At 62.9% G+C, this 25,300-nt stretch carries 23 protein-coding genes; 10 read left to right on the top strand and 13 right to left on the bottom strand.

Features of this window, described 5'->3' with window-relative positions:
• Window positions 1–4 precede the first annotated feature (4 nt).
• The 4 genes from BBD46_RS00730 to BBD46_RS00715 are packed head-to-tail and all read right to left on the bottom strand — an operon-like array spanning window position 5 to window position 2,911.
• Window positions 5–1,036, bottom strand: coding sequence for a hypothetical protein (locus tag BBD46_RS00730; RefSeq protein WP_071399856.1), 1,032 nt, complete (start codon window positions 1,034–1,036; stop codon window positions 5–7).
• The gene (locus tag BBD46_RS00725; protein ID WP_253184455.1) at window positions 1,033–2,019 is read right to left on the bottom strand and encodes a hypothetical protein; all 987 of its coding nucleotides are present in this window, start codon (window positions 2,017–2,019) and stop codon (window positions 1,033–1,035) included. Before BBD46_RS00725 ends, BBD46_RS00730 begins: the two co-directional genes overlap by 4 nt.
• Window positions 2,016–2,270 (bottom strand): gas vesicle protein GvpF, encoded by a 255-nt coding sequence (gvpF, locus tag BBD46_RS00720; protein ID WP_006168084.1) that lies wholly within the window; start codon window positions 2,268–2,270, stop codon window positions 2,016–2,018. Before gvpF ends, BBD46_RS00725 begins: the two co-directional genes overlap by 4 nt.
• Before the next feature lie 5 nt (window positions 2,271–2,275).
• Complete coding sequence (locus BBD46_RS00715; RefSeq protein WP_071399854.1) at window positions 2,276–2,911, bottom strand: GvpL/GvpF family gas vesicle protein; 636 nt, start codon at window positions 2,909–2,911, stop codon at window positions 2,276–2,278.
• Window positions 2,912–3,389: 478 nt separating this feature from the next.
• On the opposite strand from BBD46_RS00715, the gene gvpA reads away from it, so the two are divergent.
• The 5 genes from gvpA to mutS all read left to right on the top strand — a co-directional run bounded on the left by gvpA (window position 3,390) and on the right by mutS (window position 8,788).
• Window positions 3,390–3,677 (top strand): gas vesicle protein GvpA, encoded by a 288-nt coding sequence (gene gvpA / locus BBD46_RS00710; RefSeq protein ID WP_006168082.1) that lies wholly within the window; start codon window positions 3,390–3,392, stop codon window positions 3,675–3,677.
• A 6-nt stretch (window positions 3,678–3,683) separates the two neighbouring features.
• A complete protein-coding gene (gene gvpN / locus BBD46_RS00705; protein WP_071399853.1) occupies window positions 3,684–4,805 on the top strand; it encodes a gas vesicle protein GvpN in 1,122 nt (373 codons plus the stop codon).
• A gap of 4 nt (window positions 4,806–4,809) precedes the next feature.
• Window positions 4,810–5,433 (top strand): gas vesicle protein GvpO, halophile-type, encoded by a 624-nt coding sequence (gvpO, locus tag BBD46_RS00700; protein WP_071399852.1) that lies wholly within the window; start codon window positions 4,810–4,812, stop codon window positions 5,431–5,433.
• Between the two features lie 92 nt (window positions 5,434–5,525).
• Window positions 5,526–5,858 carry a CHY zinc finger protein gene (locus BBD46_RS00695; protein ID WP_071399851.1) on the top strand — a complete coding sequence of 111 codons (333 nt, stop codon included), beginning with the start codon at window positions 5,526–5,528 and terminating at the stop codon, window positions 5,856–5,858.
• 197 nt (window positions 5,859–6,055) lie between these two features.
• The gene (mutS, locus tag BBD46_RS00690; RefSeq protein ID WP_071399850.1) at window positions 6,056–8,788 is read left to right on the top strand and encodes a DNA mismatch repair protein MutS; all 2,733 of its coding nucleotides are present in this window, start codon (window positions 6,056–6,058) and stop codon (window positions 8,786–8,788) included.
• 19 nt (window positions 8,789–8,807) lie between these two features.
• On the opposite strand, the gene BBD46_RS00685 is transcribed toward mutS, so the two are convergent.
• Both BBD46_RS00685 and nucS read right to left on the bottom strand, forming a co-directional pair.
• A complete protein-coding gene (locus BBD46_RS00685) occupies window positions 8,808–9,290 on the bottom strand; it encodes a DoxX family membrane protein (RefSeq protein WP_071399849.1) in 483 nt (160 codons plus the stop codon).
• A 94-nt stretch (window positions 9,291–9,384) separates the two neighbouring features.
• A complete protein-coding gene (gene nucS, locus BBD46_RS00680) occupies window positions 9,385–10,266 on the bottom strand; it encodes an endonuclease NucS (RefSeq protein WP_171908126.1) in 882 nt (293 codons plus the stop codon).
• Window positions 10,267–10,466: 200 nt separating this feature from the next.
• Here nucS and BBD46_RS00675 point away from each other — a divergent pair, with 200 nt between their 5' ends.
• On the top strand, window positions 10,467–11,165 hold the full coding sequence (locus tag BBD46_RS00675; RefSeq protein WP_071399848.1) for a hypothetical protein: 699 nt from the start codon (window positions 10,467–10,469) through the stop codon (window positions 11,163–11,165).
• A 58-nt stretch (window positions 11,166–11,223) separates the two neighbouring features.
• Here the strand turns inward: BBD46_RS00675 and BBD46_RS00670 are convergent, their stop codons facing one another.
• Window positions 11,224–12,528 (bottom strand): RNA-guided endonuclease TnpB family protein, encoded by a 1,305-nt coding sequence (locus BBD46_RS00670; RefSeq protein WP_071399847.1) that lies wholly within the window; start codon window positions 12,526–12,528, stop codon window positions 11,224–11,226.
• Between the two features lie 44 nt (window positions 12,529–12,572).
• On the opposite strand from BBD46_RS00670, the gene tnpA reads away from it, so the two are divergent.
• Window positions 12,573–12,980, top strand: a complete 408-nt coding sequence (tnpA, locus tag BBD46_RS00665) for an IS200/IS605 family transposase (RefSeq protein ID WP_071399846.1) — start codon at window positions 12,573–12,575, stop codon at window positions 12,978–12,980.
• Between the two features lie 129 nt (window positions 12,981–13,109).
• On the opposite strand, the gene BBD46_RS00660 is transcribed toward tnpA, so the two are convergent.
• The 3 genes from BBD46_RS00660 to BBD46_RS00650 all read right to left on the bottom strand — a co-directional run bounded on the left by BBD46_RS00660 (window position 13,110) and on the right by BBD46_RS00650 (window position 16,094).
• Complete coding sequence (locus tag BBD46_RS00660; RefSeq protein WP_071399845.1) at window positions 13,110–14,453, bottom strand: MFS transporter; 1,344 nt, start codon at window positions 14,451–14,453, stop codon at window positions 13,110–13,112.
• Window positions 14,454–14,591: 138 nt separating this feature from the next.
• Complete coding sequence (locus BBD46_RS00655; RefSeq protein WP_071399844.1) at window positions 14,592–15,482, bottom strand: DUF7351 domain-containing protein; 891 nt, start codon at window positions 15,480–15,482, stop codon at window positions 14,592–14,594.
• 108 nt (window positions 15,483–15,590) lie between these two features.
• Window positions 15,591–16,094: a hypothetical protein gene (locus BBD46_RS00650; RefSeq protein WP_071399843.1), complete on the bottom strand. Its 504-nt coding sequence runs from the start codon at window positions 16,092–16,094 to the stop codon at window positions 15,591–15,593.
• 396 nt (window positions 16,095–16,490) lie between these two features.
• Here BBD46_RS00650 and BBD46_RS00645 point away from each other — a divergent pair, with 396 nt between their 5' ends.
• The 3 genes from BBD46_RS00645 (at window position 16,491) to BBD46_RS00635 (ending at window position 22,230) form a co-directional block, all read left to right on the top strand.
• A complete protein-coding gene (locus BBD46_RS00645) occupies window positions 16,491–18,425 on the top strand; it encodes a beta-CASP ribonuclease aCPSF1 (RefSeq protein ID WP_071399842.1) in 1,935 nt (644 codons plus the stop codon).
• Between the two features lie 299 nt (window positions 18,426–18,724).
• Entirely contained in the window at window positions 18,725–19,711 is a 987-nt protein-coding gene (locus tag BBD46_RS00640) for an EamA family transporter (protein WP_071399841.1), read from the top strand.
• Window positions 19,712–19,809: 98 nt separating this feature from the next.
• Window positions 19,810–22,230: a PAS domain-containing sensor histidine kinase gene (locus BBD46_RS00635; protein ID WP_171908125.1), complete on the top strand. Its 2,421-nt coding sequence runs from the start codon at window positions 19,810–19,812 to the stop codon at window positions 22,228–22,230.
• 160 nt (window positions 22,231–22,390) lie between these two features.
• Here BBD46_RS00635 and BBD46_RS00630 read toward each other — a convergent pair whose 3' ends face one another.
• The 3 genes from BBD46_RS00630 to BBD46_RS00620 are packed head-to-tail and all read right to left on the bottom strand — an operon-like array spanning window position 22,391 to window position 25,276.
• A complete protein-coding gene (locus BBD46_RS00630; protein WP_071399994.1) occupies window positions 22,391–23,197 on the bottom strand; it encodes an ABC transporter permease in 807 nt (268 codons plus the stop codon).
• Window positions 23,190–24,125: an ABC transporter permease gene (locus tag BBD46_RS00625; protein ID WP_071399839.1), complete on the bottom strand. Its 936-nt coding sequence runs from the start codon at window positions 24,123–24,125 to the stop codon at window positions 23,190–23,192. The genes BBD46_RS00630 and BBD46_RS00625 overlap by 8 nt, the downstream gene beginning before the upstream one ends.
• A gap of 2 nt (window positions 24,126–24,127) precedes the next feature.
• Window positions 24,128–25,276: an ABC transporter ATP-binding protein gene (locus BBD46_RS00620; RefSeq protein ID WP_071399838.1), complete on the bottom strand. Its 1,149-nt coding sequence runs from the start codon at window positions 25,274–25,276 to the stop codon at window positions 24,128–24,130.
• Window positions 25,277–25,300 lie beyond the last annotated feature (24 nt).

The following is a 25,300-nucleotide window of genomic DNA, read 5'->3' as shown; positions in this document are numbered from 1 at the left end:
GCCATCAGTTCGCACCCCCGTCGGTGGTTTCGACATCGTCGCTCGCACGCTGGTCTTCCGGCTGTTCGGTCGCCCGTTCGTCTTCGGTTTCGTCGGGAGCGGCATCGTTGCGGCGTTTCTTCCGCTCGCGCTCGAACCGCTTGCCGTAGATTCGCTTCCGACTCGGGGCCGTCGAGAGCTTGACCTGCTGTGGCACCGTCGAGTGCTTGACGCCGCTCGCGACGTCCGCTCGCTCCGTCGGCATCGTCGAGGCCGCCGTCGGATTGCGCGAATTGGCGCTCGTATCCTGGCGGCGCATCTTCTCCCGATTGAACTCGTGAACCCGGGAGAATTTGGCGTGGGTCTCGAGGAGCGCCTCGCGAAAGCTGTCGATCCCCGCCATCGCGGTCTGCTGGATTGCGACCTGATAGGCCTCTGGATCGTCCATCACGTCGATGTCACCGAGCAGTTCGGTGGGATCGGCGTCGGTCTCGAGCATGTCGCCGTCGAGGTCCGTCTCGAGGAGTTCGTCGTCACCCTCGCTGTCGTCATCGCCGACGAGACCGTCTGTGATCCCGTCCCCATCCCCGTCTCCGTCTCCGTCTCCAGCGTCACCCGTCAACTCCGCCGTCGTCTCCTCGATATCGCGTTTCGCCTCCCAGAGGCTGCCGAGGTCGGTTGCATCCCAGGCGTCGAGCAGATCGATCGCTCGAAAGAGGTGCCCGAAATCGACCACGTCGGACGCACCGACATCGTCGTCGGCCAGCGCGGAGGGGATCTCGCCCGCGTTGACCGCTTCGACCAGTTCGTCTGCGTCGACTGCCTCCGGAAGGTCCGATAGGTCGAGCGTCTCGAAGACGGACTCGAGTTCGGTCGCCAGTTCGGCGAGGGTGTCGAGATTCTGTGAGAGGTCGGTGAGGGTGTCGTCCTCGAGGCTGTCGAGGTCGAAGTCGTCCTGCTCGCTGAACGTCTCGAGCGACTCGAGTGCGTCCTCTGCATCCGTGACGAGGTCACCGAGGTCGGCGTCAACTGACTCGGCTGTTGAACCGTCGCTCATGGCTCACCTCCCGACTCTGTCTCCGTCCCGGTGTTCGAATTCGAACTTCTCGACTCATCGTCAGCAGTGTCCGACTGATCGGGGCGAACCTGGACGGTCAAGACACCGTTGTTAATCGCCGCCTGACCGGTTCGATTGGGCCAGGGAACGTCGACGCGCTCGAGTTCGGTGTCGCTGACCACGACGACCAGTTCGCTGTCGCTGAAGCCGACTATGACGTCCTCGTGGGCGACGCCGGAGACGTCGGCGATGACGAGGAGTTCGTCCTCGTGGGCTCGTGTGGTGACGCGGTGGTCAGGTCCGAAGTCCCGTCCTGAGGACGGTGATGACGGTCCAGTGGACGGAGCGCCCTCGCGGGCGCGCGAGGATCGGTCCGACGATGAGCGCGGTGAGTGTCGACGCGACGACCAAGATTTGGACGGCGTGTCTCGTCTTCGGCGTCGTTCGGCGTCTTCGTCACCCGTCCCGTCTCGCTTGCGGAACCGGTCGAGCCAGTCGTCGGCGACTCGATCGCCGAACCGGGAGTCAGCGAGCAAATCATCGCCCGTTCGGACCGAAATGTTGTAATCGAATAGTGACCGGTCACGACTTCGTCGGCCACGGTTCGAGAGGGTGTTGGACGTCGAATCGCCCTCCAGTCGGTCGAGCAGGGCTCGGACCGTGGCGAGCCAGCCGGTGTCCGAGTCGCGGGAGGCACGGGGATCGCCCGAATCGCGTAAGTTGCGCTTTCGCCGCTCGTCCCAGTCGTCCCAATCGTCTCGTTTATCCTGCTCATCCCGCTCATCACGTCCATTGTGTCCGTCCCGTCGATCACGGCCACTGTCGTCGTTGCCGTCACGGTCGTCAGTCCTATCAGCACCGGGACCGGCACCGGCACCAGCACCACTACCGCTTCCGCCACCCTCGCTACCGTTGTCACCGCCACTGCTGCCACCGCCATCGCCACCACCACCGCCTGCACCACCGCCATCAGGAACCATCATCGCTTCACCTCGACACGCCCACTCCCGAACTGCTCGTGGACCTCACGAGCGATTTCGAGTTCCTCCTCGATCACTTCCTTTCGCTCCAGATACTCCTCCTCCGATCGCTCGCCGAGTTCGTACAGTAACTGGTTTTCCTTGCGCTCGTCCTCGAGTGCATCCACGTCGTAGAGTTCCTCGAGTGCGAGCGAGTGCAGCGCGTCGATGATGCCCACGAACGGCCGAAACAGGAGGTCGTCGAGAACGAACATAGTAGTCACCGAGATTGGGCCCCGATTTCGACATCGACGAAGCTGTACGGCGCGAAGGGGCCGGTGTACTGAACCAACAGGTCGTCGCCGTAGGTGTCCTCGATGCGGGCGACACCGTCGTCGAACGCCGCGCGGTCGTCCTCGTCGACGAGGTAAGACTTGTTCAGGACGAGGCGGTCACTGAACTGGTCGTTCGTAACCGTCTGTGCGGCGAGCGGGCCGAGTTCGTCTTCGACGGCGGCCTCGATTTCCTCGGGGTCGACCGAGGCGTCTTCCTGCGTGACGAGTTTGAGGCCGAGTTCGATGCGGCCCTCGATATCGTTCATGGCGCGGCGGAAGGCGGGCCGTGCGCCGCGGAGAACGTTCTTGAGGGTGCGATCGCTTTCGAATGCCATGCCGAACTGCATCGGGACGATGGTTCGGCCGCCGTCGTAGTCCATAATCTCGCGTAGGACGTCGTCGTGGCGTTTGGCGTCCTCGTCGGTCTCCTCGGGGTCGGTGGTATCAATGTTCGAGACGACGGCACCGAGCCGACGGTGAGAGACGGTGTAGACGCGGTCTGCACCGGCGACGGCGTCGGTTTCGAACTCGATGTCGCCGCTGTCGACGATACCGTAGACGTATCGGTTACTGTTGCTCATTTGAGAGTCACTCCGTAGTGGACGGGGGTGGGACGAACGGGGGAGTCTGTGTGTGATGTAGCTGCGGTTGACTGTGGGGGCGGCTGTGGCTCTGAGTGTGGTCTTGCACGTAGTCGACGGTCTTCTCGACCACCACTGCGAGCACGGATCGCGTGTGACGGCAGGGTCGTATGTCGATCATGAGTTGTGTATCGGACCAGGGATACGGTTGCACACCAGTTTGACCCGTCAGCGTGGGGACCGTTGGCGTCGGTGGCGGTGACGATGACGGTGACGGTGACAGTGACGTGGCAGTGATCCCGTCCCCACAGTCGTGAAACGCAATCGTCAGGAAGTGTTCCACAGCCCCGTGCGTTATCGTACTGCTTGCAGTCGCAGCCCAGCTAGCAATACCGATTTGGAGAGGGTCGCCGCCGGCAACTGGCTTGCAGTCGCAACGAAAGTCGTGTTACGAAACCGTGGTGAATCGCGACTCGCAATGGCACAACCACAACGACGGCCCGATTCCTCGAGTCTCGCGGAGGTACTGGACCGCGTACTCGACAAGGGTGTCGTCATCGACGTTTGGGCGCGCGTCTCGGTCGTCGGGATTGAACTGCTCACCATCGAGGCCCGCGTCGTCGTCGCCTCCGTCGACACGTTCCTGCACTACGCGGAGGAGATCGCAAAAATTGAGCAAGCGACCGCGGAGGGCGACCTCGAGGACCTAGAAGAGCTCGAGGTCGAGCCGCGGCCCGAATCCTCGCCGAAATCGGCCACCGAATAACCCACGATGGCCGAGGACACCCCGCGCAAGCGCAAAGTCCGTGGCAGAAAGATTCGCGGTGATCGGGAGGCGAAGCAGCGGCGCAAGGCCCGAAAGAAGCTGGCCCGGTCGGCCTCGAAGACGAAGACAGGGAGCGAAACGGCCGGCAAATCAGGGGGCTCTCACACTGCAACCGAGAGCGGAGATGACCACCTCACAGACCCCGCCAACGCCGCGCCGGAGCCGTTCATCGAAACCGACGCCGTCGCGGCCGTTCGCGACCGGATTACCGGCTGGCTCGCCGCCGATCAGCCGGTTCACCTGATCGGACCGACCGGCGCTGGCAAGACGGCACTCGCACTGTCAGCGGCTGCAGCGCGCGGCCGACCAGTCGTCCTCTGCAACGGCGACGAGGCAGTCGATACCAGCGCGCTCGTCGGCGGCTACAGCGGCGGCGAACGCTACGAGGAGCGCGACGAGTACGTCAGCGGCGTCAGCAAGAAGACACAGATCGTCCGCGACCGCTGGGTCGACAACCCACTCTCCGTCGCGGTCCGGGAGGGCGCAACGCTCGTCTACAACGAGTTCTCCCGGAGCGACCCCGCCGCCCACAACGTCTTGCTCTCCGTCCTCGAGGAAGGTGTACTCGAGCGGCCGGGCAAGCACGGATCCGGTAGATCGATCGACGTGCATCCGGAGTTCCGCGTGATCTTCACGTCGAACGACGTGGAGTACGCGGGGGTTCACCAGCAACAGGATGCGCTGCTCGACCGGATGGTCGGCGTGCACGTCGACTACTACGACGCGGAGACCGAGCGCGAAATCGTTCGGTCACACGCGAGCGTCTCTGATGAAGCGATCGAGACGGTGGTCGACGCGACCCGGACGCTGCGCGAGGAGTTACCGATCGTCGTCGGGACACGAGCGGCGATTACGGCTGCGAAGGGGATCTCGGTGTTCGACGACGTGGACAGCGGCGAGGCTGCAGCAGGACGGACAGACGGAGGACGAGTGCAGGTCGACGACGATGATGAGTTGCTTACAGACGTGTTGACGGACGTACTCGGCCCGAAAGTCGCCGGCTCAGAGACGGAGATTGATGGGATGACTGCCCTGCGAAGTCAGATTAGCGAGGTACTTCGAGACTGAGAGCATGGCAAACGCAGAGACAGCGGACGCGACGACGCAGTGTAAGGCGCTCACCGCCGACGGCGAGCGCTGCTCGCGGCCGGCCCAGGAGGACGGCTTTTGCTTTCAACACGACGAGGATGATCCGACAGTGAGTGAGTCCGACGACGAGACGGAGGAATCGAGTGACGAATCGGAGGAGCAGAACGCTGAACAGGAAAGTGGAGACGGCGAGGAGCAAGACCAAGAACAGTCAGACACCGACCAATCAGAGACCAACCAGACAGACGAAGAAACCCATATGGCAAGCAACGAAACGACAGACCCCGGCGACGTCGACACTGACGACTTCGATATCGAGGTCGAGTCCGACATTGATTCCGACCAGATCGAAGGCGTGCTCGCAATTCGCCGAACCGTCGTCTCGACGGCCGGCGAACTCATCGGCCACGAGTTCGATGGCGTCAGCGAAATCTCGCCGACCGACGAGGGCTGGTGTGCCGTCGTCGAGGTCGTCGAGCGCTCATCGATCCCGGACACGCAGGACGTGCTCGGCCGGTACGAGATTGACCTCGACACGGACGGCGTTGTCCAGGGGTACCGACGGCTCGACAGGTATCGCCGCGGAGATACGACCGCATTCGAGTAGCTCGGATCCAGAGAATAGAACCCTGCGAGCAGAACCCGGAATCCACGATCCGAAATCTCGAAGTAGGACTCGCCCATCCACTCGGTAGAGCCGTGTCTCTCCTCCCCATCCGCGGCGTCGATGTCGGCCCCGACACGCGGTGTGACCACTACGACAGCGAACTGGACGTCGTCGCGTTCCGCTTTGCCTGCTGTGATGCCTACTACCCCTGTTTTCAGTGCCACAACGCCGTGACGGATCACGAGGCAGTCCCCTGGCCCGAATACCGGTTCGACGAACCGTCCGTCCGCTGTGGCGTCTGTGATGCCACGTTCACGGTTCCTGACTACCTCGACTGTGCGTACGAGTGTCCGAACTGCGACGCGCCGTTCAATCCGGGCTGTGCGGCACACGCGGAGCTCTACTTCGAGACTGGCGACAAGTAAGGGTCTCCTCTCACGCCAGCCCATTCCACCTTCTCCCCATCACCTCACTGTCTCCTTTCCACACTCTCCCCACCCTCTCACCATCCCCTCTCCATTCTATCCCATCCCTCACCACTACCCATCTTTCCTAGCCTACCCCTCATCACCGTCGCCCCGTCCAGCAAGCTATTTCAGCGTCCGGCGGCCGACCACACTGTATGGACCCGGCGCTTGGCCCGCCCGACGCGATGGCCGAGAAACGCGACGAACTGACGCCGATGATGCGTCAGTACCACGACCTCTGTGCCCGCTACGACGACGCGATCGTCCTCTTTCAGGTCGGTGACTTCTACGAGACCTTCTGCGGTGCCGCCGAGCGCAGCGCCCGCCTCCTCGAGATCGCCCTGACTAGCCGCGAGGACAGCACCGGCGAGTATCCGATGGCCGGTATCCCGATCGACAACGCCGAATCGTACATCGAGGACCTGCTGGAAGCCGGCTACCGCGTCGCCGTCGCGGACCAGGTCGAAGAGCCCGGCGAAACCTCGGGCGTCGTCGAACGCGCCGTCACTCGCGTCATCACACCCGGCACGCTCACCGAGGACGAACTCCTCGCGAGCGACGACAACAACTTCGTCGCGGCCGTTGCCCGCGGCCGCGGCGTCGACACGCGACCCGCAGACGACGAACTTGCCCTCGCCCTTCTCGACGTCTCGACGGGCGACTTCCTCGCAACGAGTTCCGCCGCCACCGAGGCGATCGCGGACGAGGTGAGTCGCTTCGCACCCGCCGAAGCCGTCGTCGGCCCGAACGCGCCCGCCGACGTGCTCCCCGACGACTGCATGGTGACGCCGTTCGACGAGCACGTTTTCGACCGCGAACGCGCCGCGGCGATCCTTTCCGAGTACTTCGGTGAACCGGACGCGCTGCTCGCGAGCGACGCCGAAATTCGAGCCTGCGGCGCGTTGCTCGCCTACGCCGAGTACGCTCGCGGCGGCGAGCACGAGGGCGAGACGGGAGATGGCGAACGTAACGGCGACGACGAAACAGAGGAGAACGCTCGCGGAATCGGTGACTCGGACCGACTCGAGTACCTCACACATCTCACCCGGTACGACCCCCGGGAGTACCTCCTGCTCGACGCCGTCGCCCTGCGCAGCCTCGAACTGTTCGAGCCCCGCGCCGTCAACGGCCGCGACGACGCGACGCTCGTCGGCGTGCTCGACGAAACCGCCTGCGCCCTCGGCGGGCGGACGCTTCGCGACTGGCTCCGCCGGCCGCTACTCGAGTCCCACCGAATCGAGGCGCGCCTCGACGCGGTGGAAGAGCTCACGGGCTCGGTCCAGACGCGCGAACACTGTCACGAGTTGCTGCGAGACGTGTACGATCTGGAGCGTCTGATCGGGCGCATCTCCCGCGAGCGGGCGAACGCGCGGGACTTGCGCTCGCTGCGGGACACGCTCGCTGTCGTGCCCGAGATACGATCCCAACTGGCTGACGCGGACTGCGACCGCCTGCGTGACCTCCACGAGAATCTCGATCCACTCGCCAACGTTCGAGAGCTAATCGACGACGCCGTCGTCTCCGATCCGCCGATCGAGATCACCGAGGGCGGTATCATCGCCGAAGGGTACGATTCCGATCTGGACGAACTCCGCGGGACTGCACGGGATGGCAAGCAGTGGATCGACGACCTAGAAGCCCGAGAGCGCGAGCGGACCGGCATCGACTCGCTGAAGGTCGGCTACAACTCCGTCCACGGCTACTACATCGAGGTGACGAACCCGAATCTCGACGCCGTACCGGAGAACTACCAGCGCCGCCAGACGCTGAAGAACTCGGAGCGGTTCGTCACGCCCGAGCTCAAAGAGCGCGAAGACGAGATCGTCGGCGCGGAAGAGCGCGCGGACGAACGCGAGTACGAACTCTTCTGTGCGGTTCGTAGCGACATCGGCGGTGAGGTCGAACGGGTGCAAGGGCTGGCCGACGCGCTCGCGACGCTCGACGCGCTGGTCTCGCTTGCGACGGTCGCAGCACAGTACGACTACTGCCGGCCCGAAATTCTCGACCCCGAATCAGAGCAAACCAACAGCGGGGTAGAGATCGACATCACGGGCGGCCGCCATCCCGTCGTCGAGCGCACCCAGGAATCGTTCGTCCCGAACGGTGCACAGTTCGATTCGGAGCAACGCCTGGCGGTTATCACGGGACCCAACATGTCCGGCAAGTCGACCTACATGCGCCAGGTCGCCCAGATCGTCCTGCTCGCACAGGTCGGCAGCTTCGTCCCCGCGGAGTCGGCGCGGTTGACGCCCGTCGAGCGCATCTTTACCCGCGTCGGCGCGAGCGACGATATCGCCGGCGGGCGCTCGACGTTCATGGTCGAGATGGACGAACTCGCGACGATCCTCCGGGACGCCGACGAGCGCTCGCTCGTCCTGCTGGATGAAGTGGGGCGGGGGACCTCGACCGCGGACGGCCTCGCCATCGCGCAGGCCATCACCGAACACCTCCACGACGTGGTCGACGCGACGACACTCTTTGCGACCCACCACCATCCGCTGACCGAACTGGCCGACGACCTCCCGGAGGCGTTCACGCTCCACTTCGAGGTGGAACAGACGGACGGCGAGGTCGTCTTCCAACACGAGATCGAACCCGGCGCGGCCACCGGCTCCTACGGTGTCGAGGTCGCGACCGCAGCGGGCGTTCCCGAGGACGTCGTCGACCGGTCGCGAGAACTGGTCGACGCCAACGCTGCCGCGGAGACCACAGCCGAGACGGAGCCGACAGCCGACGGCGGCACCAGTGAACTCGAGTCGACAGAAACTGCTCCGGTCCCCGATAGCGTCGCCGCCGAACTCCGCGACCTCAACGTCGGACACATGACGCCAGTCGAAGCGCTCACCGAACTCGACCGACTGCAGCGGCTACTCGAGGAGGAATCGTAGCAGTGCCCGAAGCGGCTGGCTACTCGGAGCGCCGTCGGCCGAACTTCAGGAACGCGAGCGCCGCCCCGAACAGCGCCGTGTTCTTCAGAAAGTGGATGACTTGCTGTTGTTTCTCCTCCGGATCCTCGACGTTCCAGAAGTCGTGCATCACCGGCGTGACGCTGACGAGGAAGCCAGCGATCAGCGCCGCCGCGGCGGAGGGGCGACGCCACAGCGCGACACCGATGCCGCCGAGCAGCAGACCGCCGCTCGTCATCGGGACCGTGAACTCGGGAACCGGCGTGTTCTTGGCCTCCGCGTAGGCGATTCGCTCGTCCAGGTTCCAGAGGTTGTCGAGTGCGTTGAACGCGAGAATGCCGCCGAACAGGGCGCGACCGAGCCGGAAGAGCCAGCTCGACGATCCTGTCGCGTCGGCCGGCTCTGCTTCAGTGCTCGGGAGTTGGTCATCCATCTCTTCACCCTCATCTTCGCCACCGAACCGCGTCCACGATTGCAACGCCATATCTCGAACCGAGCGCTGCGAACGGGAAGTGTTCGACGTGGCAGTAGCAGGCACCCACAACGCTGTCTCACCGAGCGCTACCATCGACTACGCGTCAGTCCGAGTCAGTCGGCTCCAGCGAGACGAACTCGAGTCCGTGCTCTCCCAGCAGCCGCTGCGCGCGTTCGGTCACCGATGGGGCGACGAGAATCCCGCGCAGGGTCGTGTCCGCGTGCAGGTCGCGCTCGAGTGCATCGACGTAGCGCCGGAGCTGGCTGACCGCGTCGGGGCCGACGCGGCGGCGTTTGAGTTCGACGATGACGGTGCGGCCGGCGTCGTCCTCGCCGTAGATGTCGATCGCACCGGCTGGCGTGTCGCGCTCGGTGGCCAGTGGGGTGAAGCCGGATTCCAGAAGGTCGGGGTTCTCGAGGATGCGATCACGGAGGTCGGCCTCGGTGCCCGAAAGGGTGAGTTCCCCCTCGTCGGTGCCGGCGAACGTCGAGACCTGCAGAACGTTCTGAAACCGGACGAGGAGGCGTTCTTCGGGGGTGGATCGGGTGCTTTCGAGGACGAGTGTCGCGGTGTCTGTGTCTGTGTCTGAATCGGAGACATCGTCACTGCTACTGGCACTGTCATTTCCATTCCCACTGTTACTTCCACTTCCGCTTCCGTCTGCTTCAGGCTCGTCAGATTCGTCCTCGCCAGCTACTGGCTCGCAGAACACGTCGTGCGCACAGCCCGGCGGCTGCCAGTTCACCGGCTGCTGGCCCTCGTCGGTGTGGACGAGTGCCGCACCGTCGGGTTTGAGCATCACGTGGCGGTCGCCGGCGGCGAGTTGACTCGAGGCGCGGCCGTCGTAGTCGACGGTACAGCGGCCGAAGACGGTAACGAGTGCCTCGCGCTCGAGGCCGTCTGCGATCGCATCGCGAGCCGCTGTGGGAGTGGGCCGCTCGAGTGTCACGGCGCGAACGGACTGCGTACTGCGACTGGTGGTCACTGTCGAGTGATACCGACGCGGTGGATAAAAGGACCGCGACCGCCGTCGGGACGGGTGGGGTTCCGTCCCGACTTCACAGAAGCGACGACCCTGTATACGGCTGCACGCGGACTGCCTCGTCGTATCCGACAACGCGCCGAACGTGTTTGCGCGCCGAGAACGAGGGTTTATTCCTGCCGGTCGCCGACAGCAAATGCGTAATGACTGATTTCCCCACTCGGCGCCGCGTCCTCCAGTTGACCGGTGTCGGTGCGACAGCGTCGCTCGCCGGCTGTACCCAGTTCGACATCCCTGGCATCGGCTCGGACGACAGCCCGCCCGAACTCGAGACGGACGAGGAGCCAGGAATCGATCCTGCCGACGGTATCACAGCGTCTGTCCAGCCGAGCCAGCAAGAACAGGCCCAGATCCAGCAGGAGGTCATGGCCGAAGCCGGCGAGGACGCGAGTCAGGAGGAGCTAATGGCGGAAATCGAGCAGCGAACGACGGAACTGTTCCGAGCGGAAGCGGTCGAATTCGAATCTGCAATGCTCGGGGAGGACGAAATCTCACTCGAAGGCGCTATCGCCGAGCAGGGTGCGTTCCTGCTCGATGGGCCGGACGAGCGACTGGTTGACCTTCTTCGAAACGGAGAGGTCGCAGCGCTGTTGCCGGGCGAGGATTACGAACTCGTATTGGAGCAGATGCAGGGACAGGAACCTGCGCCGGGGTCCGAGCCTGAGCCAGAGCCGGAACCGGAAGACGAGCAAGAAGCGGATGAGGACGACGACGATGGCGGCGACGCCGACAGCGACGATAGTGAAGCTACTGATGAGGACGAGACGGCCGATAGCGACGAAGAGGGGGCAGACGACGATGGTGCCGACTCTGACTCTGACGCGGACAACGAGAGTAACTGACTGTTTTCTTCGGTGTAAACAACCTCGGGCGCGGTGGCCCGAGGCTTTTGTAGTTCCCTCAACCGTGCGCTAGCACTCCCTGCTCGGCAAGCGAGCGGGATGAGGTTGGGCGGCTTACACGCCCCGACCCGGACAAACGCACCAACCGAACCTGCGGTTGGGTTTTGTGAGTCCGGTAATTCGATTCGTTACCGTCAAGCTTCGCCTTCTCACGCCACGCGATGTTCACTGACGCATTCCGGTCAGCGTGGTCTTGCACCACGTCACACCCATCATTCGTACAGCGGAGCCGCCGTCCCTGTCGATATCCACGCTCACCACAGCACGAACACGTCTTCGAGTTGTAGTACGCGTCTACCGTATCCGTAGGAATCTCTCGCCACGTCGCCTTATACGAGACGAACTTCTCGAACTTGTGGAACGGCAGTTTGTGCAACCGGCGGTTCATATATGTCCCGTACTTGATTTCGTCGCGGATGCCGCTCATATCCTCGAACACGATGACCGGGTTCGAGAACTGCTCTGCGAACTCCACAACAGCACGGGAGAGCCGATGCAACACCCACTCGGTGAACCGCTCTTCCTTGTCACCGAGTTTTCGGTGGATGCTCGTCTTTCCGTGTTCCTGACAGCGAATGGTTATGGTGTGGTAGCGTTGGCGTTCCTGCTTCACTCGTCCGTAGTCGAGGACGAGTGTGCCCTTCGTTCGCATCGTCTCGCGGTCGAGGGCGGTGAGTGCGACGTTACGCTCGTTGATGTCCACGCCAACCACTGTCTCGGCGGTGTCGGGTTCGGGGACGTCGAACTCGCGTGTGACCGTGGCGTGTAGGTAGTACACGCCATCGCGGTACAGGAGTTCGGCCTGCCCCACATCCACCTCATCCGACGTGATGGCGTCTCGAAGTTCGTCCATCGCGTCTGGCTCACCGCACAGGTGGCCTTTCACCTTCTTGTACGGTTTCGGACTGATTCGGAACTGGACGCGATTCGTGTCGTCGTCCACGGTGAGGCGGTAGCCTTCCGTGTGCGCCATCACGAGTGGGTATGCACCTGATTTGTCCGTACTCGGTGGCGTTGGTTTTCCTCCATTAGGGTCGTCTTGGTTCTCCCACCAGTCAAGGAGTGACTGGTAGGAGTCCCATGTTTGGAGGGCTTTGCCGACGACCGCGCACTTGTTGTTCCGCAAGAAGTCGTCGCGGTCAACCTCCTTCTGAATCTCGGTGCGATTGTACCCTTGTTGTTTGAGGCGGATGGTTTGGTTGAAGATCTCGCGTGAGGCGAGACGGGCGTCGTGAAGCCACGATCGTTCACCAGACGCTATGTGGAGGCGCGTCTGGATCGTCTTCGTGGCTTCTTCACCCATGCTTTGATAATCATTCCAGACTGTCATAAATGTAGGGATTAGGGATGGAGGAGTACCGAAGTCATGCACATTCGGTTAGTTCCTGTAAGTATCATTTTGTCTGGTGTCCCAAGTACCGACACCCGGTTCTCAACGTGGTTGAAGACGATGTACGAGAGTTGTTTGATGAGACTTCCGACTACTTCGGGCACAAAATTCTGGCGTTGGAGATTGCAGACGACCACGTACACCTGTTCATCCGGTGCGACCCAAAACACAGTCCAGCCGACCTTGCCCGGCAGTTCAAGTCGTACTCGGGTAAGCACTTGCTGGAGCGGTATCCCGAGATTCGGGAGTCGTATTTCTGGGGTGGCGGATTCTGGAAGGTTGGGTACTACGTGGGAACGACAGGTGCGGTGTCGGAGGAAGTGGTTGAACGGTATATCGAAGAGGCGGAACACGCGCCGGAGTGACGCGCTTCAACCCCGCCCACGGTGTTGACGCAAATCAAAGGTTTGCGAAAGCCGAAAACCTGCGGTTTTCGGAAGGGCGGGGAACTCGCGCTGCTTTTCGTTTAGACCGTCGGCGAGAGAGTCGTTCACTCACGTCGTGGTGAGCCCGTAGCGTTCTGGATCGAGACGGTCAACCGCGGGAAGCGTTCGAAGTTGTGGGTGGACGTACCAGTACCCGGCCAGTCCGACGAACGCAACCCCGACAGTTCCCATAACGGCCGTCGCGCCGAATACGTCGCCGGCAAGCCCACCGAGCAGCGAGCCAAGCGGCAGCGCACCAACGGAGATACTGAAACTAATCGAGGAGATGCGTCCAAGGAGCGCATCAGGGACATACGACTGCTTGAGTGACGCGGAAATGACGTTGTAGCTGCCGGTGATGATCCAGGCTGCGCCGATACCAACGGCCGTAATGAGGGCCGAGTCGACACTGAGGGCAATCGTCCAGGACAGCGTGCTGGCGAGAAACCCGATGCCGAAGAGCCGTCCCATCCCAATATGGTCGACTTTGCTCGCCGAGAGCGCACCGAGGAGAACGCCACAGGAGATTGCCGCGAGGAGCGCACCGTACAGCGACGGCCCTCCGGCCTGCGCAGCGAATACCGGGAGAACGGCCATCATCGCACCGGTTGCAAAGTTCAACACGAACGTACCGACGAGCATCGGGACGATGATGGAGCCACGGACGTAGCGAAGCCCTTCCCGGAGTTCGGCGAGGTAGGTCTGGGTGGCAGTGGTCTCTTCGGCCCGAGTGACGGCAGTTGATGCATCGCCGTCGTCAGCATCGAGCATAGCGGCACTGTCGCTGTCGCCGTCAGCGACGATACCGGTTGAGTCGCCTTCTGAACCCGTTCGTCCGCCTGCCGATGGAATCGAGAGCAGAACGAAACAGACCGCTGCAACCCCGAGCGCGACCGAGTCGACGACGAACAACGCGGTCGCCCCGATCAGCCCGACGAGCACTCCGCCAACGGCCATGAAAACGAGGTTCGTTCCCTGATAGGCGACTGAGAGTGCGGAGTTCGCCGAAACTAGTTCCTCGCGGGTCACAAGCCGCGGCACGGCGGCCTTCTGTGCTGGCTCGAGGAACTGGCCGGCGAGCGCAACGAACGGCATCACGAGGAGCACCGTCCAGACGGTCAACTGGCCAGTCACTGCCGCGACCGGAATCACGAGCAACAGAAGCGCCTGCACCGTCGTCGCACTGACGAGAATCCGCCCGAGTGGATAGCGGTCGACGAGCGGACCGACGAGCAACTGCAGCACCATCGGAAACCGTGCCAGGAAGCCAGCCAGCCCCGTGTAGAACGCCGACCCGCCGAGTTCGAAGACGAGCCACATCGCTGCGACGTAGTAGAGACTATCCCCCGCGTTCGCGATGAGCCGGCCGAAAAACAGCCGCCGAAACTGTGTGTGCCGAAGCACGTCGCGCATAACGCTATTCGCCCGTATCACGGGATAACCGTTCGCAGAAGCGCGTTTCTGTTCATACTCTGACACTCTACTATTAGCGCGTCGGCTTCGTCTAATCAGTGACGACGATACGATAGAACTCGTGTTCACTTACCCACGTTACTCGACCACGTCAACATCCAACGCTGAATCCACGCGTAGCCGGAGGCGATCGCCGTCGCGTTCGAACTCGGCGAGCAACTCGAGTGGGGCCGTCGAAACTCGCTGTACCGTCGGCGTCAGGACGAACTTGAGGTTCCAGATGTCGATTGCGCGGGGATCGATGCCGTGTTCGTGGAGGAACGCGACCACTGGCGGCTGAAACAGCAGATAGAGACTCAGGGTGAACGAGACCCGATTCGGACAGCGCTCGCAGTCGAACGCAAGGCGGAGTTCGTCGTCGTCGTACATCGCGGAGTCCGTCTGGATGCGGCCGGTCGTCCGTCCCGTACAGTTGACGCAGATGCCGTCCGCGTGGAACCGGAGGGTATCGGTGAACCACCGGTCGAGGACAGTCGTGAGCGAGTCGGCGTGTGCGTTCCAGCCGCCTGGCGGGAAGCCAAACTGCGACCGCAACTCCGCGCAGTCGGGACAGCGAATCGAGACGCGCTCGGCCGCAGGATCGTAGGTCGCGACCTGTGTCGTGTCACAGCGCGGGCAGGGGGACTCGAGTGTGGTGGTTTCCGATGTCGGCTGCGTTGAGTCAGCCGCCGGTCCCGACGCTGCCCCCGCTGGGAACTCCGCCGCGACGATCGCGCCGACGACGCGACAGCCAGCACTCGAGAGCGCGTACTCACCAGCGTCGGTTCGGCGGACGAAGGTGCCGGTTAGCTTGCCGAGGTGGTAGTTGAAGCGTCCGGAGTCGGGGTTACCGACGCGTTCGCGGAGCACGGAAAAGGAGAGCGAGGAGATGTCGGCCGTGCCGAGCGTGCGGATGATCTCGAGTCGCAACTCGTCCGCGAGGAGGGCGAACGGCTCGCGGTCGTCGGTCGTGTCGTCGCGGACGGGCATAGCGGGTCGTACGGAGGGGGATGGTATAGGTGTGGGCGGTCGATTTCGAGTCAGCGGTGGCGTCGCGGGTGCACGCCACTGACGCCTGTGAGGTCGGCTCGGAGGTGGCTACGAATCGGTGTCCTCCACGGGAGGGACGCTGAACGGACTCTCGCGTTCGGTCCAGTCCCAACCCGGGATTCGTTCCTGAAACCCGGCGGCGAGGGCGGCCTCGAGGTCGTCGACGCCGGCGTTCTCGTCTTCGTCGCCGTGGACGTGGATATCCGTGTAGTGGAACGTTGCCTCGCCGAGCGTTCGGAGCGGCTGCGTCCCGGCGATCGTGGCGGCGAGTTCGCGCCCGAGGAGCTCGTCGACGACGAAGCCAGGGTAGTCACCGTCGACGTCTAATTCGCGGAGGAGTCCGACCATTGCGGCGACGTTAACGGCGAGATCGCCGTCTGCGAAGACAGCGTCTACCTCCTCGCGGTACTGCTGTTCGGTGACAGAGTCGACATCGGTCTCGAACCGTTCGCCAAGGTCGTCGCGAACGTCGTTGATCAGCGGAACGATGGTATCGGCGCGCTCACGAACCCAGTCTCGCTCGTCGGCGACGCGGGCCGGTGTGAGGTCCATAGGACGGCTTCGCGGGCCACCATCCTGGATTTTGCGAAGGCTTTTATACCACGCAAAGAATAGCCTCGGGTAAGCGGGTTCTCCCTGGAATCTTCCCGCAGTGACCAGGATAACCGACCTGGGAGTATGTTCGTATGGGACGGTGTCACACAGAATGATCCGAGATACGACGCAGTCTGCGTTGTTTCAGGCGGATCGTTGTAGCAACGTTCCGGTGATTGCCCCGACGAGGCGGCGATCACTGGTACCGAACTACGACGGACCGTATCACGGCAGGCCGTTCTGTCGGGACCGCCCTCGGCATCGAAATCGACCACAGCGTCGACGTCTCTCTCGCGATAGCGTCCCGGGACGTACTCTCCGGCGGCGAGTTCACGCAAGCCACATCTGGCGATTATGAGCACTGTAGAGCAGCAACTCGACGATTTGCAAGCAGAGATCACGAGCGAGTTACCGAGTGATATCTCGGTCTCCTCGGTGAAATACGAAGGACCAGAGCTGGTCGTCTACACGCGCGATCCGAAGGAGTTCGCCCAGCAGGGCGATCTCATCCGGAAGCTCGCGAGCAAGCTTCGAAAGCGCATCACCGTTCGGCCGGATCCGAGCGTCCTCTCCCGACCGAACGAGGCTCGCGAGGAGATCATGAACGTCATCCCCGACGAGGCCGGCGTCACGGACCTCGACTTCCACGCCGACACCGGCGAGGTCGTCATCGAGGCCGAAAAGCCGGGTATGGTCATCGGTCGCCACGGCTCGACGCTTCGTGACATCACGAAGAGCGTCGGCTGGACGCCCGAAGTCGTCCGCACCCCGCCGATCGAGTCCTCGACCGTCTCGAACGTCCGGAGCTTCCTCAAACAGGAACGCGACGAACGGCGAGACATTCTGGAGAAGGTCGGCCGACAGATCCACCGCGAGGAGATGTCCGACGACGAGTACGTCCGCATTTCGACACTCGGCTGCTGTCGCGAAGTCGGACGTGCCTCCTTTATCCTCTCGACACCGGAGACGCGGATTCTCGTCGACTGTGGTGACAAGCCCGGCGCAGAGGGCGAAGTGCCGTATCTCCACGCCCCCGAGGCGTTCGGTGCCGGTCCGGAAACGATCGACGCCGTCGTCCTCACCCACGCCCACCTCGACCACTCCGCGTTCATCCCGCTGCTGTTCAAGTACGGCTACGACGGCCCGATCTACTGTACCGAACCCACGCGGGACCTGATGGGCCTGCTCACCCTCGACTACCTCGATGTCGCCGCCAAGGAGGGACGCACCCCACCGTACGACTCCGAGATGGTCCGCGAGGCGATCAAACACTGCATCCCACTCGAGTACGGCGACGTGACGGACATCGCGCCGGACGTGAAGCTCACCTTCCACAACGCGGGCCACATTCTCGGCTCGGCCGTCTCGCACTTCCACATCGGCGACGGCCTCTACAACGTTTGTTTCTCCGGGGACATTCACTACGACGACACGCGCCTGTTCAACGGCGCGGTCAACGACTTCCCGCGCGTCGAGACGCTCGTCCTCGAGTCCACCTACGGTGGTCGCAACGACTACCAGACGGACCAGGAAGACTCCGAGGAGAAGCTCAAGGAGGTCATCAACGAGACCTACGAGAAGGGCGGGAAGGTCGTCATCCCGGCGTTCGCCGTCGGTCGCTCCCAGGAGATCATGCTCGTCATCGAGGAGGCGATGCGCAACGGCGACATTCCGGAGATGCCGGTCCACCTGGACGGCATGATCTGGGAGGCGACGGCGATCCACACGACGTATCCGGAGTATCTGCGTGACGAACTCCGCGACCGCATCTTCCACGAGGACGAGAATCCGTTCCTCGCCGAGGAGTTCAACCACATCGACGGCGGCGAGGAGGAACGCCAGGATGTCGCCGACGGCGATCAGTGTATCATCCTCTCGACATCGGGGATGGTCACCGGCGGTCCGATTATGTCCTGGCTCGGCCACATCGGTCCGGATCCAGAGTCGACGATGGTGTTCGTCGGCTACCAGGCGCAGGGTACCCTCGGCCGCCGGATCCAGAACGGCTGGGACGAGATCCCGACGAGCGAAGTCGGCGCGATGGGCAGTGGCAACGGCCGCGGCACCCTCGCGTTGAATCTGGACGTCGAAACCGTCGACGGCTTCTCCGGCCACGCCGACCGCGCGGGACTCGAGAACTTCGTGAAGACGATGAACCCGCGCCCCGAGAAGGTGCTCTGTGTCCACGGCGACGAGCGCTCGACGCAGGACCTCTCGAGTGCGCTCTATCACGACTACAACATGCGCACGTTCGCGCCGAAGAACCTGGAGACGTTCCGGTTCCTGTAGTCGGCAGGGCAGACGGAGACGTTGTCACGCTGTCCCTGCAGTGCTCGCCGGCGCGTGCCGGCTCTCGCCTGCTTCTTCATCGTGATCGTGATCGTGATCGTGATTGTTGTTGGAATTGTGATTGTGACTCCGATTGGGTTCTGTAACGCAGCCGGCGACCGAGTTTTCCGCCTGGATCAACAGCTAGAGACTGTGCACAATCGTCGGCCGCCCCTGGCGACGAACAGCGCTCCTCGACGGCGGAACGCCGTGCAAACAGTCGCTGCTACCATCGATGAACGGGGGCGAGCACTACGCCGATGATCTCAGTCTGGTTTGCCTACGCCCTTCTCACTGCCGTCGTCTACGCAGCCATCGCGCTGCTCGCAAAGGTCGTCAGCGGCGCGTCGATCGACGACCCGGTCACGCTCGCAGTTTACTCCTGCGTGCCGTTCTACGCCGTGTACATCGTCGCCGGCGTGGTACTCGAGTGGGCGGCGATCAGCGAGGCCAGTCTCGCATCGGGCACCGCGAGCGGGGCTGGTGGAGGAACGGAAGCGATCGCCCTCGCACTCGCCTTCGGCGTCATTTCGACGGCTGCCTACGGCGTCTACTACTGGGGGCTCGTCAACGGCGACGTCTCCCGGTTCGTTCCGACGCTCTCGCTCGAGACGGTGTTCGTGCTCGGCCTCGGCTTTCTCATCCTGGGCGAGGCGTTTCCTGCGGACGTCTACGCCGGCGTCGGGCTGGTCGTCCTCGGCGCGCTGGCGATTTCCTACGAGCGAGAGACTGGCTCGCTGCGCTCGAGTCTGCGCTTCTCGACGGTCGGCGTCGCCATCATCGCCGCGTTCGCGTTCGCCGTGTTCAACACCGGGATGAAGGTGCTGACGGAGAGCTTCGGCACCGTCGAGCTACTGTTCTGGATCAGCCTCGGCGGCCTCCTGTCGGTGCTCGCGATCGCCCCGTTTCGTGCCGGGGCGCGATTCGGCGCTGCACTCGACCCTAGGCAGGCCATCCAGCATCCGGACCAGCTCGCGACCGGCACCCGCCTGCTGCTCGTCGGCGGCCTGCTCAACGCCGTCGGCCTCTTCACGTTCATCCGGGCACTCGAGTTCGGTCCGGTTTCACTCGCGACGGCGGTGACAAAACTGGATGTGTTGCTGGTGTTCGTCGGTGCGCTCTCGCTGTCGAAGCTGGTGCCGGCGGTACTCGAAGAGGAGTTCGATCCGTTTACGCTGGTCCAGAAGGGGACGGCGTCGATGCTGGTGGTGGCTGGCTGTGTGTTGATACAGGTCGGATATGCGTGAGCGAGAATAGACGGGGCGTTGCTGAAGTTCGGTTTCATAGCGAATACAGCGAGCGGTCTGGCAGGGAACTTATCTGAGTCGGCGGTCTCAACATGTATATGAGTGAACGGGATGGGTTGTCTGAAATGACGTTCTGGGGAGATGCGGACGACACCGAAGCCCTCCAACACTATCGTACTCTCATCGATACGATCGACGACGGGATCTACCGACTCGACGCCGACGGCCGCCTCGTTGCAGTCAACGACGCTATCGTGGAGATAACCGGGTACACGCGTGATGAACTGCTCGGCGAGCACCTGTCTGTGCTCTTTGGCGGCGACAGCGCGATGATCGAACGTGAAATCGACCGTCACCGAGCGAACGCCGCCGACCGAAGCGAGGTACTCGATCTCACCCTGGAGACCGCCGAGAGCGACCAGGTTCGCTGTGAAGTGCGGGTGAACGTGCTCGACGCGGGTGGTACCGTGCAGGGAACAGTCGGAACCGTTCGCGAAATTGGCGAGCGCAAACAGGCGGAAACAGAAACGGAAGCCACCGAAGCGACCTTTCGTCGACTGTTCGAGAACGTGCCCGGCAACTATCTCATCGTCCAGCCCGGGGATTACGAAATCGTGGCCGTAAGCGATGCATATCTGGACGCGACGATGACCGACCGGTCGGAGATCCTGGGGAAGACGTTGTTCGAAATCTTTCCGAACAACCCAGACGATCCGGCCGAGGGTGCCGGAAACCTACGTGAATCGCTCGAGACGGTCGAGGCGACCGGGGAGCCGGACACCATGCCGGTGACGCACTATCCGATCCCCGACCGCGAGTCCGAGAGTAACGAATTCGAGGAGCGCTGGTGGAGTCCGATCAATTCGCCGGTGTTCGACACAGCCGGCGAACTCGACTACATTATCCACAGCGTCGAGGACGTCACCCCGATCGTCCAGGAGCTTCAGGCACAGGGCGAGCAGGAGCTACTGCAGGGTCGAGAGGCGGCGGATTCGGAGCTCGCATCGGACGTCGTGTTGCGCGGACAGGAGTTACTCCAGCAGGCAAAGCGAGAAGCGTACGAACAACTTCGCGAGAGCGAAGAACGCTTTCGCGCGTTGGTCACCACCACGTCAGACGTGGTGTTCAGTACGAACGCAGACTGGAGCGAACTGAACAGTTTAGAGGGCGAAGAGTTCTTCGCCGACACCGACGAGCAAAGGCTGTCGTGGATCGAAGAGCATGTTCCACCTGAAGACCAGCCGCGCGTGCAGGACGCTATCGCCGAAGCCATTCGGACGAAACGCAGCGTCGAGTTGGAACACCGGATCGTTCGTGAGGACGGCTCAGTCGCCTGGGTCGTCTCACGTGCCACACCGCTCCTGGATGAGAACGGCGAAATCACTCAGTGGTTGGGCGTGGCGAACGATATAACCGACCGGGTCGAGCGCGAACGCTATCTCGAGGATGCAAAAGAACGGCTGGAAGCGGCGACAGCAGCCGGTGCTATCGGGACCTGGGAGTGGCATATTCCCGAGGATCGGATGGTTACAGGTGTGTCCTTCGCCACAAAGTTCGGGATCGATCCCGACGCAGCCACCGAAGGTGTCTCGCTCGACCAGTTCGTCTCAGCCATCCACGACGACGATCGCGAGCGGGTCAAACGGGGTATCGAAGACGCCATCGAATCGGGAGAAAAATACGAAGAAGAGTACCGCGTCTGGAACGACGACGGCAACCTCCGATGGGTCGTTGCACGCGGTCACGTCGAGTACGACGACGACGGGAATCCAGTAACGTTCCCCGGCGCACTGGCCGATATCACCGAACGAAAGCAGTTCGAGCAGCAACTGGAGGAATCCAACAAACGCCTCGAGCAGTTCGCCTACGCCGCCTCACACGACCTGCAAGAGCCACTCCGAATGGTCACGAGCTATCTCCAGTTGCTCGAACGCCGCTACGCCGACGACCTCGACGAGGACGCCGAGGAGTTCATCGAGTTCGCCATCGATGGTGCCGACCGAATGCGTGCCATGATCGAGGGGTTACTCGAGTACTCGCGGATCGAAACGCGCGGCGATCCGTTCGAGCCGATCGAGTTGGACGCCGTTCTCACAGATGTGCGTCAGGATCTCCAGATGAGCATCGAAGAGGCTGATGCCGAGATTACGGCCGAGTCGTTACCCCGCGTCGAGGGGGACCCAGGGCAGTTGCGGCAGGTGTTTCAGAACCTGCTGTCGAACGCGATCGAGTACAGCGACGACCCGCCACAGGTGGAGATTTCGGCTGTGCGGAGCGGTTCGGAGGTGGTCGTCTCAGTCGCCGACGAGGGAGTCGGCATTGCCCCGGATGACAAGGAGCGCGTCTTCGAGGTGTTCCAGAGCCTGCACGCTCAGGACGAGTCGGGGACGGGAATCGGCCTCGCGCTCTGTAAGCGCATCGTCGAGCGCCACGGTGGCGATATCTGGGTCGAGTCTGAACCGGGCGAGGGTGCGATGTTCTCCTTTACGCTTCCTGCTGCAAGCGGTGACGAGACGTGAGTTACTGACCCTCTCTATCTGCAGCAGACAGGTTGAGCCATACACAGCATATCGTAGCTCCTTCGGCTGCCTGTCCCGCTTTTCCTCTTCTGCCAACCAACCTCCGCACGAAGGGGAGCAGAGACGGAAACCGGAGAACCCCTGCCTCGGCGACGGCGAGTCAGGAAAGCTGTTTCGACACCCACTCGAGATTGGTCGCGATCGCGGCGACGATGATCGCGCCGACCGAGATCAGGATGAGGAACGTCGAGACGACGCTCACCATCGGGTCGAGCGCCTGCCGGATTTCCGTCCAGGCGAGCACCGGAATCGTCTCGGTCCCCGGCGTCGAGAGGAACAGCGCCATCACGAACTCCTGCAGACTGATGATGAACGCCAGCAGCGCGCCCACGAAGATGCCGTGTTTCACGTTCGGCAGGACGACGTGGACGAACGAGCGTACTGGCCCCGCACCGAGGTCGTGGGCCGCATCGAGCTGTTGCCAGTCGAACCGGCTGAACACCGAGCGCATCACGAAGTAGACGAGCGGCGTCGCCCACAGCGTGTGTGCCAGGATGATGCTCGCGTAGGATCCTCGTAGTCCGACCTCGTTGAAGTATAGCAACAGCGTGATGCCGAGGATCACCGGCGGGATCAACAGCGGGATCAAGACGACCGGTGCGACGACCGAGCCGACCACGCTGTCAGTTTCGAGTTCCTGTCCGAATGCACCCAGCACGCCGAGCAGCGTCGCGAGCAGCGCCGTTCCGACTCCGATGACGATGCTGTTCGTGAAGGCGTCCAACCACTGTGTGCTGTCGAAGAAGTCGACGTACCAGACGAACGAGAAGCTGTCTGGTGGGAACGCGACCCGCCCCGACGCCGAGAACGAGGTCACGACGACGACGAGCAGCGGCAACAGCATGAACACCAGTAACGCACCGTAGCCGGCGCGGAACGCGGCGTTCTCGAGTGTCTCTCTATGCAAGGTCGAAGTCACCTCCGAATCGGTTGAGGACAGCGAACATGATAGAAATCGCGGCGAGCATCAGGACGAGCATGATGACCGACAGTGCAGCGGCGGTCGGATAGCGCAGGTCGGTGAGCAGCAACTCCTCGACGTGGAGTGCAAACGTGATGTTCTCCGAGAGTAGCCCCGGCGCGGCGTATGCGCCGACGCTCCAGGCGAAGGAGATGACTGCCGCGACGATGATGCCGGGCATCGCCTGCGGGACGACCACTTCCGCAACAGAGCGCGGCCGACTCGCACCGAGGTCGCGCGCCGCCTCCACGACGTGCCAGTCCATCGTCGCCAGCACGCTGTAGATCGCCAATATCGCGTACGGCAGGACGATGTAGACCTGCCCGATCACGGCACCGACCGTGTTTGGGACGAACTGGATCGGCTCCGAGAGGAGACCGACCGAGAGCAAGAGCTCGTTGAACGTCCCTGTCGGCGACAGCAGCGGCCTGAACGCGTACGTTCGAATCACTAGCGTCGTGAGCAGTGGTAAGACGACCGAGAACAGCAAGAGTGTCTTGACGAGCCCGGTCGAACGCCAGATGGCATACGCGTAGAACAGTGCGAGCACGACCGTCACGATGGTCACGACAACCCCCAACAGGAACGAGTAGCTGATGACACTCCACAGCAACTCGAGTGCCAGGATATTGTCGATAACGGCGGCGTAGGCCTCGACCGACCACGAACCTGGTTCGTAGATCAGATCGCTCGAGGGTTCTGCGAAGCTGATCCGTAGCAAGATCAGGAACGGAATCACGAACACCAGCAGTTCGAACGCGATCAGCGGGGCCATCAACAGCAGCGCCCGCGTCGAACTCGACTGCCCGGCGAACGACTCTCGCAGCGAGGCGAGCGAGGTCGGAATCTGCGGCAGGGATGTCGTCTCAGACATTCTTAGAGGGAGACCCGCGTTCCATCCTCGCGGAAGGCCAGTACGTCTGCACCGTTCCACTCGAGTCGAATCTGTTCGCCAGCCGAGAGCGTCCCGGTGGTCGCGTCAGTTCGCTCGGCGAACATGGACGTGCCGTCGATGTCGGCGGAGTAGCGAACGGTCGAGCCGCGGTAGATGACGTTCTCGACGGTGCCGGTGACGGCGGTTCGCGAACTGCCGTCGGTGGCGAGCTGTTGTTCGCTGGCGTCATCAGCGGCCGTGCCGCCGTCCGCAGACGGCTGGTCGATCGAGAGAATTTCGGGGCGTAACGAGAGCGTGAGCGCCGTCCCCTCGTCGACGGCCGGTTCGGTGTCCGTCGGTAACACGAGTTCGGTGCCGAGGTCGGTGTCAACGTAGACGGCGTCGTCTGTCGTTCGCGTGACGCGGGCGTCGACGAAGTTGGTGTCGCCGAGGAACGACTCGATGAACTGGTTCTTCGGGTTCTCGTAGACTTCGTCGGGATCGCCGACCTGGACGAGTTGTCCCTGATCCATGATGCCGATGCGATCGGCGAGGGTGAACGCCTCGTCCTGATCGTGGGTGACGTGGACGAAGGTTTCGTCCAGATCCTCGTGGATCTCGCGCAGTTCAATCTGCATGTCCTCGCGCAGCCGCTTGTCGAGGTTCGACAGCGGTTCGTCGAGCAAGAGGACGTCGGGGTTGACCGCGAGCGAGCGGGCGAGTGCGACGCGCTGTTTCTGGCCGCCGCTCAGGTTCGTCGGATCGTCCTCGCCGTAGCCCGTCATCTGGACGCGTTCCAGCATCGACTCGGCCCGTTGCTCGCGCTCGTCGGCCGGGACGCCGCGCATCTTGAGGCCGAATTCGACGTTCTCGCGGACGGTCTTGTGCGGGAACAGCGCCCAGTCCTGGAACACCGTCGAGGTGGTTCGTTCGTACGCCGGATCGTCGGTGACGTCGTCGCCGTTGATCGAGATTTCGCCGCTCGTTGGCGTCTCGAGACCGGCGATCATCCGCAGGGTCGTCGACTTGCCGCTGCCGCTCGGGCCGAGCAGACAGAGCAACTCGCCGTCTTCGATCTCGACGGAGACGTCTTCGACGGCGGTCGTCTCGCCGTATTGCTTTTCGAGTTCGTGCAGTGTGATTTCTGACATTGGTATGGAGTGCTCTCAGTGACA

It is taken from the genome of Natrialba sp. SSL1 (assembly GCF_001861355.1).
In the GTDB taxonomy this organism is placed as follows: domain Archaea; phylum Halobacteriota; class Halobacteria; order Halobacteriales; family Natrialbaceae; genus Natrialba.
The sequence above is the reverse complement of the archived record's forward strand: the minus strand, read 5'-3'. Positions and strand labels throughout refer to the sequence as shown.